The sequence below is a fragment of the Saccharopolyspora sp. NPDC045839 genome, assembly GCF_056431645.1.
This window is the reverse complement of record NZ_JBWKKH010000001.1, coordinates 230,004-246,084: the sequence shown is the minus strand read 5'-3', so window position 1 is coordinate 246,084 and position 16,081 is coordinate 230,004. Positions and strand designations below refer to the sequence as shown.

The window sequence follows — 16,081 nt, the reverse complement described above, 5'->3', positions numbered from 1 at the left end:
GCGATACCTGACTCACCACGAGCAGGTCCCGCAGACGAGTGCGTACCCAGGAGTGCGGCCGTCCGGACCCCCCACGTGACGCTGGAACGCGCCGAGGAGCCGCCGCAGCGGTCGTCCGGTGGCAAGTACCGCCGGGTCATCACGCTCACCACGTCATGAGCGGTGGCGAGGATTCGCCGCCCCCGGCGGGAAAATGCTTGGCGTTTCCCGCGTGCCTGCCGAGATCCCTCGGCAGGCACGCGGCTTGCTAGTGGCCGGGGACTTCGACCTCGGTGCGGTCGCCGGACCAGAGGGTGTGGAAGGTGCCGGGCTTGTCGACGCGCTTGTAGGTGTGCGCGCCGAAGAAGTCGCGCTGACCTTGCACCAGCGCGGCGGGGAGCCGCTTCACCGCCAGCGAGTCGTAGTAGCTGAGCGCGGAGCTGAAGCCCGGGACCGGCACGCCGGAAAGGGCGGCCGTCGCGACGACGCGACGCCAGGCCGCCTCGCCGTCGGCGACGGCCTGCGCGAAGTAGGGCGCTTCGAGCAGGGTGGCGATGTCCGGGTTCTCGTCGTAGGCCTCGGCGATGCGGTTGAGGAACTGGGCGCGGATGATGCAGCCGCCGCGCCAGATCTTGGCGATCCGGTCCTTGTGGATGTCCCAGCCGTACTTCTCGGCCCCGGCGATGATGGCGTCGAAGCCTTGCGCGTACGCGACGACCTTGGAGGCGTAGAGCGCCTTGGCGACGTCGTCGGCGAAGGAGGCGTCGGCCTCCTGCACCGCCGGCCGCGAGTTCACGATCCGCTGCACCGCCGCGCGTTGTGCCGGCTTCGAGGAGACGGCGCGGGCGAACACGGCCTCGCCGATGCCGCCGACCGGGACGCCGAGGTCGAGCGCGTTCTGCACGGTCCACACGCCGGTGCCCTTCGAACCGGCCTGGTCGAGCACGATGTCGACGAAGGGCCGGCCGGTGGCGGGATCGACCTGGCGGAGCACCTCGGCGGTGATCTCGATCAGGTAGGACTCCAGCGGGCCCTCGTTCCACCCCGCGAAGACGTCGGCGATGGCCGCGGGCTGGAGGCCGCCGACGGTGCGCAGCAGGTCGTACGCCTCGGCGATCAGCTGCATGTCGGCGTACTCGATGCCGTTGTGGATCATCTTCACGAAGTGCCCCGCGCCGTCGGTGCCGACGTGGGTGACGCAGGGCTCGCCCTCGGCGACGGCCGCGATCGAGGCGAGGATCGGCCCGAGGGTCTCGTAGGACTCCGCCGAGCCACCCGGCATGATCGACGGGCCGTGGAGCGCGCCCTCCTCGCCGCCGGAGATGCCGGCGCCGACGAAGTGGATGCCGGTGGGGGCGATCCGCTGCTCCCGGGCGATGGTGTCGTGGAAGTTCGCGTTGCCGCCGTCGACGATGATGTCGCCGGGTTCGAAGCGCTCGACGAGCTGGTCGATCACCGCGTCCGTGCCCGCCCCGGCCTGCACCATGATGATCGCGGTGCGCGGCTTCGCCAGCGACGCGACGAAGTCGTCGATCGACTCGCTCGCCACGAAACCGGCCTCGGGGTGCTCGCCGAGGAGCTCCTCGGTGCGCGCGTACGTGCGGTTGTAGACGGTGACGGTGTTGCCTTCGCGCGAGGCGAGGTTGCGGGCCAGGTTCGAACCCATCACCGCCAGACCGACGACGCCGATGTTCGCGGTTGCTGTCCTGGTGTCCATGTGGACCTCTCTGGTTCGGGTGGTGCGTGCAGCTTTCGGGCCGTGGGGTCCGCGGTGTACCGCCCGCCATCTTCTCGGCTCCGGTTACCGGATGCAGGCCGGTTCAGAAGGCGAGCGGCACCTTCCCGACGGCACCGTGCCGCCAGTAGTGCAGGTCGGACCCGCAGATGCCGCCGTGGGCGACCGCGACAACGGCCTCCCCGGGCCCAGGTGCCGGGACGGCGATCTCTTCGACCCGCACGTTGTCGGCACCGTGGACGACGACAGCGGTTGTGGTGCTGCTTGCCATGAACACTCCCGTTCTCAGCGGACGGCCGTCATGCCGCCGACCAAGATGACCCGGCCGCCGACCGCCTGTCGAGCGACTGCCCGGCAGGCGGTCGGAGAAGAGCGTTCACGACGGCGTCCACCACGGTCGCCGCGTCGATCAGCAAGTTCAGACGCACGATCCCGGCAACGCCGACACCGACGACGTTGTTCCCCGAACAGGAGTTCAGCTCGCCGCGGTGTCGCGGAAGGATGCCTTCAGGACGTCTCGGTTGAACCGGGCGATCGTTTCGAGGGGGATGCCCACCGGGCACACCACCGTGCACTCGCCGGTGTTGGTGCAGCCGCCGAAACCCAGGTCGTCATGGGTTTCCAGCATGTTCTCCGCGCGGTCCAGCCGTTCCGGCCGGCCCTGCGGGAGGCTGCCGAGGTGGGTCGCCTTCGCCGCCGTGAACAGCATTCCGGAGCCGTTCGGGCAGGTTGCCACGCAGGCGCCGCAGCCTATGCAGGCCGCGGCCTCGAACGCGCGGTCCGCGTCGCGCTTGCGCACCTGGACCGCGTGCGCGTCCGGCGCGCTGCCGGTCGGTGCGCTGATGTAGCCGCCGGACTCGATGATCCGGTCGAACGCGCTCCGGTCCACCACCAGGTCGCGCACGACCGGGAACGGCTTCGCCCGCCACGGCTCGATCGTGATCGGCTTGCCCTCGTCGAAGTGCCGCATGTAGAGCTGGCAGGTGGTGGTCTCCCGCTGCGGCCCGTGCGCGATCCCGTCGATCATCATCCCGCACATGCCGCAGATTCCTTCGCGGCAGTCGTGGTCGAACGCGACCGGCTGCTCGCCGTCGGCGGCGAGCCGCTCGTTGAGCACGTCGAGCATTTCCAGGAAGGACATGTCCGGCAGCACGTCGTCCACGACGTACTCGACGAGCCGCCCGTCCGATTCCTGGCTGTCCTGGCGCCAGATGCGCAGGGTGAAACGCATGATCGCCTCCGCTGATCACTGGTAGCTTCGCCGGCTCGGCCGGACCTCGTGGAACTGCAGGTGCTCGCGGTGCAGCACGGGGGAGTTGCCGGTGCCGGTGAACTCCCAGGCCGCCACGTAGTCGAAGTTCTCGTCGTCGCGCAGCGCCTCGCCGTCCTCGGTCTGGTGCTCCGCGCGGAAGTGCCCGCCGCAGGACTCCTCGCGGTGCAGCGCGTCGACGCACATCAGCTCGGCGAGTTCGAGGAAGTCGGCCACCCGCCCGGCCCGCTCCAGCGACTGGTTCAGCTCGGCGCCGGTGCCGGGAACCCGGAGGTCGCGCCAGAATTCCCCGCGCAGCGCGGAGATCTGGTCGATCGCCGAGCGGAGCCCGGCCGCGTCGCGCTCCATTCCGCAGTGCTCCCACAGGATGCCGCCGAGTTCGCGGTGGAAGGAGTCGGCGGTGCGATCGCCGCCGACCGCGAGCAGCCGGTCGATGCGCTCGCGGACCTCGCCGGCCACCGCGACGGCGTCCGGGTGGCCGTCCGTCACCGTCTCGGCAGGAAAGTCGGCGAGGTAGTCGCCGATCGTGCTCGGGAGCACGAAGTAGCCGTCGGCGAGGCCTTGCATCAGGGCGCTCGCCCCGAGCCTGTTCGCGCCGTGGTCGGAGAAGTTCGCCTCACCGATCACGAACAGCCCCGGGATCGTGCTGCGCAGGTCGTAGTCGACCCAGAGGCCGCCCATCGTGTAGTGCACGGCCGGGTAGATCCGCATCGGCACCCGGTACGGATCCTCGTCGGTGATCCGCTCGTACATCTCGAAGAGGTTGCCGTACTTGGCCTTCACCGCCGCCGCGCCGAGCCGCTCGATCGCGTCGGCGAAGTCGAGGTACACGCCGCGCCCGCCGGGCCCGACCCCGCGGCCCTCGTCGCAGACGTTCTTGGCCGCCCGCGAGGCGATGTCCCTCGGCACCAGGTTGCCGAAGCTGGGGTAGATCCGTTCGAGGTAGTAGTCGCGTTCGGCCTCGGGGATCCGCTCCGGCGGGCGGGTGTCGCCGCGTGCCTGCGGCACCCACACCCTGCCGTCGTTGCGCAGCGATTCGCTCATCAGGGTCAGCTTGGACTGGTGTTCCCCGCTGACCGGGATGCACGTGGGATGGATCTGGGTGAAGCACGGGTTGGCGAACAGCGCGCCGCGGCGGTGCGCGCGCCAGATCGCCGTGGCGTTGCAGCCCTTCGCGTTGGTGGACAGGTAGAACGCGTTCCCGTAGCCGCCGGTCGCGAGCACCACCGCATCCGCGAGATGGGTGGACACCTGGCCGCTGACCAGATCGCGGACCACCACGCCGCGGGCGCGGCCGTCGATCACGACCAGGTCCAGCATCTCGGTCCGCGGGTGCATGGTCACCGTCCCCGCGGAGATCTGGCGGGCGAGCGCCTGGTAAGCGCCGAGCAGCAGCTGCTGGCCGGTCTGGCCGCGTGCGTAGAAGGTGCGGGAAACCTGGGCGCCGCCGAAGGACCTGGTGTCCAGCAGCCCGCCGTACTCGCGCGCGAACGGAACGCCCTGCGCGACGCACTGGTCGATGATCTGGGTGCTGATCTCGGCCAGCCGGTACACATTGGACTCCCGGGCGCGGAAGTCGCCGCCCTTGATGGTGTCGTGGAAGAGCCGGTACACGCTGTCGCCGTCGCCGGCGTAGTTCTTCGCCGCGTTGATCCCGCCCTGCGCGGCGATGCTGTGCGCCCGGCGGGGGCTGTCCTGGTAGCAGAACGAGGAGACCTGATAGCCCAGCTCGCCGAGCGTGGCCGCGGCCGAACCGCCGGCGAGCCCGGTGCCCACCACGATCACCGTGCGCTTGCGCTTGTTGTTGGGGCTCAGCAACCGCGCGGAGAACCGGCGCTGCTCCCAGCGGCAAGCGATCGGCCCGTCCGGTGCCTTGCCGTCCGCGATCGGCTCGCCCTCGGTGTGAAGCGGCATCGTTGCCCTCATTTCAGGATTCCGGTCACCACGGCGAACGGCACGGAGAGGAACCCGGCGGTGATGGCGATCGCGACCACGAGCGCGGTCAGCTTCGCGGCTCGTTGCCGCGCGGCGGTCATCGCCCCGAGGCTCTGCAGGGCGCTCCACAACCCGTGCCGGATGTGCAGGCCGAGGGAGCAGACCGCCAGCGCGTAGAACAGCGCGATGTACCAGCGCTGGAAACTGGCCACCACGTTCTGGTAGACCTCGCCGTGCACGCCGTGCGGGTTGACGTGGCCGGTCGTGAGGTCGAGCAGGTGGTAGACGACGAAGAAGGCGAGGATCACGCCGCCCCACCGCATGGTGCGCACCGCGTATCCCGCCTGCACCTTCGGGCGGCGCCGGTAGCCGACCGGGCGGGCCGCCCTCGCCCGGCGCGCCAGCTGGTAGGCCGCGGTCGCGTGCAGCAGCACGGCGGCCAGCAGCACGAACCGCACGACCCACACGAAGCCCTCGTACCCCAGCAGGCCGTCGAACAGCCTGCGGAGCCACACCGCGTACGCGTCGATGCCGGCCGGGGAGATGAAGATCTTGAGGTTGGACAGCATGTGCGCCACCACGTACAGCAGCAGGATGGCACCCGAGGCGGCCATGACGATCTTCTTGCCGGCCGTCGACGACCACAGCCTGCCGATCGACGTCCGGCGGCGCCCGGGCGCGGGCCTTCGGGCGCGGGCCGGGAGCGCGGGTCCGACTCGTTCGTCTTGGAGAGTCACGGAAGCAAGCTAGGCACGGCGCTCCGGCACTGTCCAATATGGTGAGACGCTGGGCTCGATAGCCCGAGGCGATCGCTGCTCGTGAGGGTTCTCGCGGCGCCGCAGGTGTGTCCCAGCTCTCGGCACCGGCTGGTCCGGATGTCACACATCGGCCCGCCGCCATCGTCAGTTCTCCGGGACGCGATGGGAGAGGGACGGCCATGACACTGGCCCATGGGATCGGCGGGCGGCCGGATCTGCCCGTACCGCTCTGGCTTGCGCTCCACACGGGCATCGGCATCACGCTGGTCGCCGCCGGGTGACTCCGGTCAGCCCGGTGTTCCGCCGATGAACTCGACTCCGCTGGGCAGGTCGCCGGTGGCTGCCGTGCGGCGCAGGAAGTCCAGCAGCGCGGTTTCGAACGCTCGCACCGCGTTCGTCGGCGCCGTGTCGGTCCTGCGCGCGAGGCCGATCGTGCGGCGCAGGCCCGGGCGCGCGAGCCGGGTGCCACGCAGGCCGGGGCGCCCGGAAAGCACCATCCTCGGCACGATCGCCGCGCCCAGCCCGGCCTCGACGAAGCACAGCACGGCATCCATCTCGCCGCCCTCGACGGCCAGCTTCGGGGTGAAGCCGGCTTCCGCGCACGCGCGCAGGGTCGTCTCCCGCAGGTCGTAGCCCTCGCGGAACAGCACCATCTGCCGGTCGCGCAGCGCCTCGATCGGGATCGCCGCGCTCGGCCGCTTGGTGCCGGTGGCGGCCGTCGCGACGACGAGTTCCTCGGTCAGCAGCGGCGTGATCGACAGCGAGGGCTGGTCGCTGACGCCGCCGGTCGGCAGGACGACGAGAGCGAGGTCCAGCTGACCGTGGAGGAGCGCGCTCGCCAGGTCGCGCGATCCGTTCTCCCGCACGGAAAGCCGCACGCCCGGGTGCTCGCGGTGGAAGGCGCGCAGGGCGTCGGCGAGGACCGTCACGCACAGGCTCGGGGGCGCGCCGAGGCGGACCAGCCCGCCATGCACGCCGACCACGTCGGCCACTTCGCGCTTGGCGACGTCCGCGTCGGCCAGCATCCGGGTCGCGATCGGCAGCAGCGCCTCCCCGGCGGGCGTGAGGAGCACCTCGCCGCGGGCGCGGATGAACAGCTCCGCGCCCAGTTCTGCCTCCAGGGCCCGGATCTGGTTGCTCAGCGAGGACTGCGCGACCTTGACCGCCTCGGCCGCCTTGGTGAAGTGCAAGGCTCGCGCGACGGCGAGGAAGTAGCGAAGCTGCTGCAAGGTCACCTGGCACCACCCCGAGTCCACCACCAGGATCCGCTCGGCCGCGGACCTGGCCCCGTTGCGTAGAGCATGCCTGACAACGGGCGCGCCTTCCCCGCGGTCCCGCACGCCTGCGCGCGATGTCACAAGTCGTGCGGATCGCTCGTCATGCCAGGGGAGAGCGGCGGCCGCCGGCGTTGGTGTAGCCGGAGAGCCGTTGCGCCAGGTAAACCGGGACCGTCGAGAACACGATCAGCACGGCCGCCACGACGTTGACGATCGGGGCCTGGTTGGGGCGGAACAGGTTGCTGAGGATCCAGATCGGCAGCGCTTCCTTGCCGGTGCCGAGCGTGAAGGTGGTGACGATGATCTCGTCGAAGAACAGCGCGAACGCCGGCAGCCCGCCCGCCGGCAGCGCGGAGCGCAGCATCGTCCGAGAACGAGCGCGCCCAGGGGCACCAGCCGGCTCGTTCGGGACGCTCTCATCGCAGCGGCTCCTAGAGGGACTGTTTCGGGAGTGGCCTAGGTCCGGTCGTCGAAGAGGGTTCCTCGGTCCGCAATTTCCATTGAAATCGAAGGTTCGATTTCAATGGAAATTGCGGACCCGGGGAGACCAGGTGCACCCCGGTCAACGGCGTTCCCGAGCTCCGCGCGGACATCGCCCGCAAGCTCTTCGAGCGGCTCGGCGTGCCAGTACGCGAGCGAGCAGATCACGGTAGGCGGGGCGAAGCAGGTCATCTTCCTGTGCATTGATGGCCACTGTGGACGATGGCGGTGAGGTCGTCGTCCGGCCCCTTACTTGGTGTCCGCGGCTACGGCCGTTCGGGTGCTCACGACCAGTGTGTGCTCCCGTCCCCGGCTCACGCCACGGGCCGAGACGCCCGGGCCGGTGGAACCGCGACCTCGGGGTGGGAAGAGCTCTTCGTGAGTTCCGCCCTCGGCCGCCGGTTGCTCGCAGGCTGCTCGGCTCTGGGGGCCGGGATGGTCTCCACGACCACCGGCCGCTCGTGGCGGGCGGCCCGGACCTTGCCGAGGAGCGCGCCGAGCAGCGCCGCACCGGTCAGCGCGGCCAGTCGAACGGTGTCGCCGGAGCCGTTCCAGCCGAGGTCGCCGTGGGAGTGCACGACGAAGCCGTTGAACAACATCCAGCCCAGCACCGCGGTGACCAGCGCGCCGGTGGCGTTGCGGACGGCGAAGGCGTAGCCGCCGGCCACGAGGCACAGCACGACCAACCCGGCCGCCTGCCCGCCCGACCACCAGACCGCCACGGCCGTCGGCACCATCCCCGCCACGACCGCGAAGAAACCGACCGCGGATGCTGTCGCGGGCCCGGCCACCGACCGGCGAACCAGGCCACGCCGGAACACGACCATCACAACGCCCCCGGACCTGATGAGCACCGTCTTCCATCGGCGGTGACCTGTTCAGTGAAGCTCGCCGAGCGGGCCCCCGGACGGGCTCTTGACGCGATCCCTACAGGCGGCGGGCGGACCTTGACGGCGGGATGACCCCACGGCGGCGTTCAGCGGAGCCTGAGGCGGAGCCGGCAGATCATCGCACCGGAGCGCCGGGAGAGAGCCTTGGCCAGCGCCGAACCGCGGTGGTCGAGCAGGATCCTGTGATGATCCACATGGCAGCGACGGTGAAGACGGGGGAGGCCGGGCACGCTCGGTACACCTATCGGCTTCGCTTGTCGCCGGCCTCCCGGCATGCGCTGCTGGCCGAGTGGGATCGGTGCCGGTGGGTGTGGAACCAGCGCGTGGCCACCTCCCGTCAGGCGCACCGTGCGGGCGGGAAGTGCGGTCCCGCGCACCTGGACAAGCTGCTGACTGGATGGCGGAGGGAACATGACCGGCTGAGTGCTGGCGGTTCGGTTCCGCAGCAGCAGATCATCCGTGACATCGCCAGGTCCCGTGCCAAGGCGTTGAAGGACGTCAAGGCCCGGTTGCCGATGCGGCAGCGGGCCAGCACGGCCGCCTGGTGGTGCTTGTCGATCCGAAGCACACGACGATGGACTGCGGACAGTGCGGGGCGAGAACCAAGCACGCGCTGCCGCTGTCGGAACGAACCTATACCTGTACCGCGTGCGGGCACGTCTGTCCGAAAGACAAGAACTCCGCGCGTGTGATGCTGGTCCGGGCTGGGCTGTACCCGGCCGGTGTTGAGGGCAGAAGACCTCCCGAGGCGCCGCCTCGGGAGGCTGCCTGAGCCAGGATCCCCACTACGCCTGGACACGAGGGACGAAGAATCCCCCACCTTCAGGACTCTGTTGCTCAATTTCGCACCCTGTGTGGGCGGGTGGCGGCCGCTGGGGCAAGATCATCACCCTGCTGCTGATCTTCGTGGGTGGTGTGTGGTGTCGTTGCAGCCGCGTCCGTGGCCTGATGTCCCGGAGACGACCGTTCGGGTGGCTCGGGCCGCCTTTCCCAAGGGATGTTTGGCGATGCGGGTCCGTGATGAGCTGGGCCCGTTGTTCGCTGATGAGGAATTCGTTGCGGCGTTTGGGAAACGAGGCCGTCCGGGTTGGTCACCGGGGCAGTTGGCGCTGATATCGGTGTTGCAGTTCGCTGAGAACCTCACTGACCGGCAGGCCGCGGATGCGGTGCGGGGCCGGATCGACTGGAAGTATGCCCTGGGTTTGGAGCTGGAAGATCCTGGATTCGATTTCACCGTGCTCACCGGGTTCCGGGCTCGACTGATCAAGCACGGCCTGGAGGAGAAAGTTCTGGATGTGCTGCTGGCCCGGTTGTCGGAGCTGAGGTTGCTGCGCTCGGGTGGGCGTCAGCGCACCGATTCCACCCACGTGCTGGCGGCGGTGCGGACGCTGAATCGCATCGAGTTCGTCGGCGAAACGCTGCGGGCGACGCTGGAAGCCCTTGCGATCGCGGACCCCGGCTGGCTGTCCGCCACCGCCGATCCCGACTGGGTGAAGCGTTATGGCGCGCGTGTGGACTCCTACCGGATGCCCCAGAGCGCCGAGGCCCGCACCGAGCTCGCGGTCACGATCGGCCGCGACGGTTTCCACCTGCTGCAGGCCGTATATGCGCTGCAGGTGCCGGTGTGGCTGCGGGAGATCCCGGCAGTGCAGACCCTGCGGATCGCATGGATTCAGCAGTACCACCGCACCCAGACCGACGACGGCGGGATGGAGGTGGCCTGGCGGGAGGGCAAAGACCTCCCGCCAGGCAGGCTGAGGCTGTCCTCACCCTACGACCTCGATGCTCGCTATGGCGTGAAACGCGGTCATGGCTGGGACGGCTACAAGGTCCATCTCACCGAAACCTGCGAACCCGACACGGTCCACGTGATCACACACGTGTCCACCACCGACGCCACCGTGGCGGATGTGGAGATGACCTCCACAGTGCACGAGGGGCTGCACCGGCGCGACCTACTGCCCGCCGAGCACGTCGTCGATAGTGGCTACACCAGCGCCGAACTGATCGTCACCACACGCCACGCTTACGCCATGGAGTTGGTCGGCCCCCTGCGCACCAGTACCAGCTGGCAGACCGGGAACTCCGAGGCATTCGACCACACTCATTTCAGCATCGACTGGGACGCCCAGCAGGTCACCTGCCCCAACGGAGCGGTCAGCACCAGCTGGCGGCAGGAGAAGGCCAGGGGCAAACCCGTTCTCAAAGTCGACTTCCGCAGGACTGACTGCGCACCGTGCCCTCTGAGATCTCGCTGCACCTCCTCCAAGACCAACGCCCGCAAACTCACCCTGCGCCACCGTGACCAGCACGAAACGCTCGAACACGCCCGCGCCGAACAAGCCACCGATGCGTGGAAACAGCGCTACAACATTCGCGCCGGCGTCGAGGGCACCATCCATCAAGCCGTCACCACCAGCGGCATCCGCCGCTCCCGCTACATCGGCCTACCCAAGACCCGCCTGGCTCATATCCTCGCCGCCACCGCCCTGAACCTCATCCGGCTCGACGCGTGGTGGACCGGCACACCCCTGGGAAACACCAGAACTTCCCACCTCACTGCCCTCAATCTCGAACTGGCCGCCTGATCGAAATTGAGCAACAGAGTCCTTCAGACAGGGGAGCAGTCAAGCCAGCACTCTCCGGTCGACCAACCACAGCGGAATCGAACCGGTCTTGACGCCCTGTTGATCCGGCGCGGGCCTTTCCAGACGGCACCGCTACGCCCGGATGACCAGCGCCACGTGCCGAGGTCGGCCTACCCGCGAACGGCGTCAGTCGTCCAGCAGTCTGGCCATCGCCGTGCTCGCCTTGAGACCCGAGCCGGTCAGCACCGCCACGACGCCGTCGTCGCCGCTGAGGTGGCCGTCGCGCACGAACCGTTCGAGGGCGGGCACCACCTGGGCGCTCGTGGGTTCGGCGTACAGGCCGGTCTTCGCCAGGGCCAGCGTCGCCGGGCGCAGGTCTTCCTCGGGCACCGCGGTCATCGCGCCTCCGCTGGCGCGGATCGCGCGCAGCACCTCCTGGTCGCGCACGGGATGTGCGATGGAGGTGCCCTCGGCGAGCGTCGGGGCCCATTCGGCCGGTTCGACGCCGTCCGTGCCGGAGTCGAACGCCCGCACCAGCGGGCTGCACCGCTCCGGCTGGCTGACCAGCAAGCGCGGAACCCGGTCGATCTCGCCCGCCCGGTGCAGCTCGCCGAAGCCCGCGGCGCAGCCCAGCACGAGGCTCCCGGCACCGGCCGGGACGACCACCGCGGACGGGGCGGTGAAACCGAGGTCCTCCCAGATCTCGTAGGCGATGAGCTTGATGCCGTCGAGGAAGTGGGGGTGCCAGTTGTGGCTGGCGTAGAAGCGTTCGGCCGACCGGCGGAGCGCCTCGTCGGCGGTGTCCTGCCTGCTGCCGGGCACGAGTTCGACCGACGCGCCGTGGATCCGGCTCTGCAGGATCTTGGCCGGGGAGGTCGCTTCGGGGGCGAGGATCTGCGCGTCGATCCCGGCCGCCGCGCAGTAGGCGGCGACGGACGAGCCGCCGTTGCCACTGGAGTCCTCCAGCACCGCGGGGACGCCCTGCGCGCGCAGGGTGCTGATCATCACCGAGGTGCCGCGGTCCTTGAAACTGGCCGTGGGGTTGGCCGATTCGGCCTTGACCGCGACATCGAGCCCCGCCAGCCGGCGGTGCAGCAACGGGGTCAGCCCCTCGCCGAGGCTGACCGCCGGGATGTCGGGCAGCGCGAGCGCGGCGGCGTAGCGCCATTGCGAGCGCACGCCCGAGTCGATGCGCTCGCGGGTGATGCCCGGCAGCGGCTCGACCAGCAGGGGAGATCCGTCGTCGCCGCACCAGCGCGGCTCGTCGATCGGGTAGCGGCGACCGGTGCGGTCGACCAGCTCGGGGGCGTCAGTGCTCACGATGTCTCCTCGGCTTGGGCGGACGGTGTGGAAGGGGATCGCGATCCGCGAAAGTCATTGTCCCGCCGGGATGTCCAGGCGACCGGTGAGTCCCTCGGCGAGGTGGTCGATCGCGAGCTTCGCGTGCCGGGTCAGGTTCTGGGCGGAGTCGTGGACGGCCAACGCAACCGCCTCGACCACCTGCCCGAGGCGCCGTAGTCCGTCCCACATTGGTCCACAAGGGACATTTGTTCGGCGAGAGCCGCGCGGGTGTCGGCGGTGTGGCTGGTGGGGCTCATCGGGACGTGCGGTGAGTTAGAGGTGCTCAGGGCCATCACCCTGCTCGGGGGGCTTTCGGCTCTTGCTCGGCCACAACGCCTGCCCAAGCCTGGAGCTCAAGGGTGCGTGGCGGCTTGCGGGGCAGGCTGCCTGATGAGCATGGAGGAGGGACTCCGATGACGGAAGCGACTCAGCCGGAGCGGCCGGGCATGGCGGACGGGGTGTGCAGCGAGTTCACCGTTTTCACGAAGATCAAGGCCGGCCACGCGGATGCGCTGCGCAAGGACCTCGCCGAGATGACGAGCGGGTCGTCTGCGGAGGGGGGTCGCGCAGCGCTGAAGGAGATCGGCACATTGCACGATGCGCGGCATGTGATCTTCGACGACGATACCCGGCACATGTTCGCCAGTGTTTTCGACGGGTCCTGGGACACCTACATCGACGACTTCGCCAAGACGGTCGTCGGGGCGAGGTTCGAGAAGGTCTTCTCGCACACGGAAGGATTCCCCGGCATCGCCGATCCCCACGTGAAGGACTGGTTCGTCGCCCACCAGGCGCCGGCGGGCGTCTTCGTCAGCTCCTACCCCGATCTCACCGTCCAGCAGATCTGGAAGAACCAACGCGTGAACGAGGCGTTCCAGGCGGTGCTCGACACCCCCGAGTTCCGGGCGGCGCTCGACGATCCAGCCAACGCGGCGCTGCTGGCCACGCCGGCCTTCCAGAAGCTGCTCGACGAAGCCGCGGGCTAACGCCGAGGAACCCTCCCCGAGCCGATCACAGGTCCTCATCGGGTGATTCGGGTCGTGGTGCCAAGGCCACGGCGGTCGACCGGGGCACGGGATGGGCAAGCCAGATCGCGGTGGCGGGTGGGAGTGCGTGGCGGCCGCCGGGTGTGCGGAGACCTGATACGGAGGCGACTACGGTCATGGACGCAGCGGGAAACAGCAGTACACCGAGCGTGAGCGTCGAGATCGACGACATCCAGAGCGGAGCGCTTCGTCCCCGGCCGGTGCCGTACGTTGGCAGGTTCTTCTTCCTGCGCGTTGACGACCGCCAAGCCGGGCGCGCCTTGCTGCGGCGGCTGCTCCCGGCGATCGATGCCGGGCTCCCCAGCGCCGATCCGAGCCAAGGTGCCTGGGCGGCCGTGGCCTTCACCTACCAGGGACTGCGGGCCCTCGGGGTTCCCCAGGAGTCGCTCGACAGCTTCCCGCTCCCGTTCCGGCAGGGCATGGCGGCGCGGGCGGCCGTGATCGGCGACGTTGGCGAGAGCGATCCGGCCCAGTGGGAGCCGCCGTTCGGAACCCCGGATGTGCATATCGCGGTGAGTGCGCTCGCGCCCGATGCGACGAGTCTGGAGAAGGCGCTGGAGCGCGAACGCGCCGCCCTCCGGGAGACGCCCGGTGTCGAGGTGATCTGGCAGCAGGAGGTCCAGCAGCTCCCCACCGGCCGTACCTCCTTCGGTTTTCGCGACGGCATCAGCCATCCGAGCATCGAGGGGGTCGGGATTCCCGGCTCCAATCCGCACGAAGCCCCTCTCAAGGCCGGTGAGTTCATCCTCGGCTACCCCGATGAGACCGGATACCTGCCGCCCATGCCGCGGCCCGAAGTCCTGGGGCGAAACGGGACGTATCTGGCTGTGCGCAAGCTTCACACCAAGGTCGCGGCCTGGCGGCAGTACCTGCGCGCGAACACCTCCAGTCCCGAGGAGGAGGCGTTGCTGGGGGCGAAGATGATCGGACGCTGGCCGAGCGGGGCACCGCTGACCCTCGCCCCGGAGCACGATGATGCGGAGTTGGCCGCGGATCCGCGCCGCAACAACGACTTCCTCTACCGGGAGGATGACGATCGCGGATTCAAGTGTCCCGCTGGTGCGCACATCCGGCGGGTGAACCCGCGCGACGCCAACATCATCGGGGTGGCACGGATGCACCGCATCATCCGTCGCGGGACCAGCTACGGCCCGCCGCTGCCGGAGGGCGTTCTCGAAGACGATGGCGCCGATCGTGGACTCGTCGGGGTCTTCATCTGCGCCCACCTGGACCGGCAGTTCGAGTTCATCAAGTCCGAGTGGGTCAACGATGGCAACTTCATCGGGTTCCCGGGCGAGAAGGATCCGGTTGCCGGGCACCACGGCGGAACGGGCAGCGTCACCATCCCGGGGAAGCCGGTCCGGCGCCGCCTGCAGAATCTGCCTAGTTTCGTCGTCACGCGTGGTGGGGAGTATTGCTTCCTTCCGGGCCTGCGTGCCCTGCGCTGGCTCTCCGAGCCGGAGAGCTGAGTGCTAGGACCGATTCACTTCCTTGGTTCGCGGGCCCCGCCGGTCTTCGGGCTGACATCCCCTCTCGTCGCCGACCCCGCAGCGCCGGCCGGGCGGTTCGTCGACCCGTTCATCGACCGCATGACGAAGGAAGGCCGAGATCATGGCAACAGGGTTCATTCCGTACACGCGGGACGTCGAAGTCGCTGATCTCCGGTTCGACGAGAACCTGCAGACGGTGATCGGGAAGACGGAGCGGTACATCGCTGAATCGGTCAAATCCGAGGGCACCGGGCGGGCTGTCCGCGACGCGCATGCCAAGGGATATGGGCTGGTCCGGGGGGAGGTCGAAATCCTGGGCGGGCTGCCCGCCGAGTACGCGCAGGGTGTTTATGCCGCACCGGGAAAGCATGGGGCGCTCATCCGCTTCTCCAATGGTTCGCCCCACGCCGGAGCCGACGCGCGGCTCGGCGCGGCGACCGGACTGGCGCTGAAGATCTTCGGCATCGACGGTCCGACGCTGCTGGAGGACGAGCGTGACACGCGCACCTTCGACTACGCCAACATCAATGCGCCGATCTTCTTCTGCAACACGGTCGAGCACTACCTGTTCATCCAGGACCTGTTCCTCCAGGCCCCGGCCTACTTCGCCGAAGGCCGCCCTGGAGTGCATCGTTTCTACCGGGATTTCGTGACCGGAAAGGGAACGCTCGACCAGGAGGATTGGGCCTGGGACGAGTTCCTGGCATTCCTCCGCCTGTCGCGGCTGCCCAAGGTGAACGTGCTGCTGTCGAGCTACTGGACGATGGGCGCGGTCCGGCACGGCGACTACATCGCCAAGGTGCGTTTCGCCCCGGACCCCGTCTCCGCCGACGCGGTGGTCCGGCGCGCCATGGACCTCGACTCGGCGCCGGAGGTCTTCCGGCCGGCTTTGGTGGCCGAGCTGGGGGAACGCCCCTACGCGTTCGACATCCAGGTCCAGCTGTGCACCGATCTGGAGCGGATGCCGGTCGAAGACGTCACCGTGGAGTGGCCGGAAGAGCTCTCACCGTACGTCACGGTGGCCAAGCTGCGGATCCCGCAGCAGGACATCTCAGGCGAGGACAACCTGGAGAAGATGGATGCGCTGTCCTTCACACCGTGGCGGGTCACGGCTGAACACGCGCCCCTGGGCAACATCATGCGGGCGCGCAAGGAGGTTTACCGCCGCTCCTCCATGCTGCGCCACGAGCTCAACCAGCAGCAGCGCGAAGAGCCCCGCAGCGCCGACGAACTGCTGCCGTAGCCCAGCAGCGCGCTCGCACTTCCGCGCCTACCCCGACAGCCAGTCAGCC

13 protein-coding genes and 2 pseudogenes are annotated in these 16,081 nt (G+C 69.2%); 5 read left to right on the top strand and 10 right to left on the bottom strand.

All coding sequences use genetic code 11. The features are described from left to right. Positions 1 to 247: 247 nt before the first annotated feature. The 8 genes and pseudogenes from gndA to AC07EQ_RS01150 form a co-directional block, all read right to left on the bottom strand. A complete protein-coding gene (gndA, locus tag AC07EQ_RS01185) occupies positions 248 to 1,696 on the bottom strand; it encodes an NADP-dependent phosphogluconate dehydrogenase (RefSeq protein ID WP_478385913.1) in 1,449 nt (482 codons plus the stop codon). Between the two features lie 103 nt (positions 1,697 to 1,799). Next, positions 1,800 to 1,985 (bottom strand): hypothetical protein, encoded by a 186-nt coding sequence (locus AC07EQ_RS01180; RefSeq protein WP_478385911.1) that lies wholly within the window; start codon positions 1,983 to 1,985, stop codon positions 1,800 to 1,802. Between the two features lie 204 nt (positions 1,986 to 2,189). Then, complete coding sequence (locus AC07EQ_RS01175; protein ID WP_478385909.1) at positions 2,190 to 2,945, bottom strand: succinate dehydrogenase/fumarate reductase iron-sulfur subunit; 756 nt, start codon at positions 2,943 to 2,945, stop codon at positions 2,190 to 2,192. Positions 2,946 to 2,960: 15 nt separating this feature from the next. Continuing rightward, complete coding sequence (locus AC07EQ_RS01170; RefSeq protein ID WP_478385907.1) at positions 2,961 to 4,898, bottom strand: fumarate reductase/succinate dehydrogenase flavoprotein subunit; 1,938 nt, start codon at positions 4,896 to 4,898, stop codon at positions 2,961 to 2,963. Between the two features lie 8 nt (positions 4,899 to 4,906). Next, entirely contained in the window at positions 4,907 to 5,656 is a 750-nt protein-coding gene (locus AC07EQ_RS01165) for a succinate dehydrogenase cytochrome b subunit (RefSeq protein WP_478385905.1), read from the bottom strand. Between the two features lie 308 nt (positions 5,657 to 5,964). After that, positions 5,965 to 6,912: a LysR family transcriptional regulator gene (locus tag AC07EQ_RS01160; protein ID WP_478385903.1), complete on the bottom strand. Its 948-nt coding sequence runs from the start codon at positions 6,910 to 6,912 to the stop codon at positions 5,965 to 5,967. Between the two features lie 142 nt (positions 6,913 to 7,054). Then, positions 7,055 to 7,318 (bottom strand): annotated as a pseudogene (locus AC07EQ_RS01155) (ABC transporter permease); the annotation flags it as partial. A 430-nt stretch (positions 7,319 to 7,748) separates the two neighbouring features. Beyond that, positions 7,749 to 8,261 (bottom strand): hypothetical protein, encoded by a 513-nt coding sequence (locus tag AC07EQ_RS01150; RefSeq protein ID WP_478385900.1) that lies wholly within the window; start codon positions 8,259 to 8,261, stop codon positions 7,749 to 7,751. A gap of 598 nt (positions 8,262 to 8,859) precedes the next feature. On the opposite strand from AC07EQ_RS01150, the pseudogene AC07EQ_RS01145 reads away from it, so the two are divergent. Together AC07EQ_RS01145 and AC07EQ_RS01140 are read left to right on the top strand one after the other, a co-directional pair. Beyond that, positions 8,860 to 9,096, top strand: a pseudogene (locus tag AC07EQ_RS01145) (zinc ribbon domain-containing protein); the annotation flags it as partial. 148 nt (positions 9,097 to 9,244) lie between these two features. After that, positions 9,245 to 10,912 carry an IS1182 family transposase gene (locus AC07EQ_RS01140; RefSeq protein ID WP_478385898.1) on the top strand — a complete coding sequence of 556 codons (1,668 nt, stop codon included), beginning with the start codon at positions 9,245 to 9,247 and terminating at the stop codon, positions 10,910 to 10,912. Positions 10,913 to 11,098: 186 nt separating this feature from the next. Here AC07EQ_RS01140 and AC07EQ_RS01135 read toward each other — a convergent pair whose 3' ends face one another. Continuing rightward, positions 11,099 to 12,232: a threonine synthase gene (locus tag AC07EQ_RS01135; RefSeq protein ID WP_478385896.1), complete on the bottom strand. Its 1,134-nt coding sequence runs from the start codon at positions 12,230 to 12,232 to the stop codon at positions 11,099 to 11,101. A gap of 54 nt (positions 12,233 to 12,286) precedes the next feature. After that, the gene (locus AC07EQ_RS01130; RefSeq protein WP_478385894.1) at positions 12,287 to 12,412 is read right to left on the bottom strand and encodes a hypothetical protein; all 126 of its coding nucleotides are present in this window, start codon (positions 12,410 to 12,412) and stop codon (positions 12,287 to 12,289) included. Between the two features lie 254 nt (positions 12,413 to 12,666). Between AC07EQ_RS01130 and AC07EQ_RS01125 the strand changes: the two genes are divergently transcribed. From AC07EQ_RS01125 to AC07EQ_RS01115, 3 genes are all read left to right on the top strand, one after another. Next, positions 12,667 to 13,239, top strand: a complete 573-nt coding sequence (locus AC07EQ_RS01125) for a hypothetical protein (RefSeq protein WP_478385892.1) — start codon at positions 12,667 to 12,669, stop codon at positions 13,237 to 13,239. Between the two features lie 209 nt (positions 13,240 to 13,448). Next, positions 13,449 to 14,768, top strand: a complete 1,320-nt coding sequence (locus AC07EQ_RS01120) for a Dyp-type peroxidase (RefSeq protein WP_478385890.1) — start codon at positions 13,449 to 13,451, stop codon at positions 14,766 to 14,768. A gap of 142 nt (positions 14,769 to 14,910) precedes the next feature. Beyond that, positions 14,911 to 16,032, top strand: coding sequence for a catalase family protein (locus AC07EQ_RS01115; protein WP_478385888.1), 1,122 nt, complete (start codon positions 14,911 to 14,913; stop codon positions 16,030 to 16,032). Positions 16,033 to 16,081 lie beyond the last annotated feature (49 nt).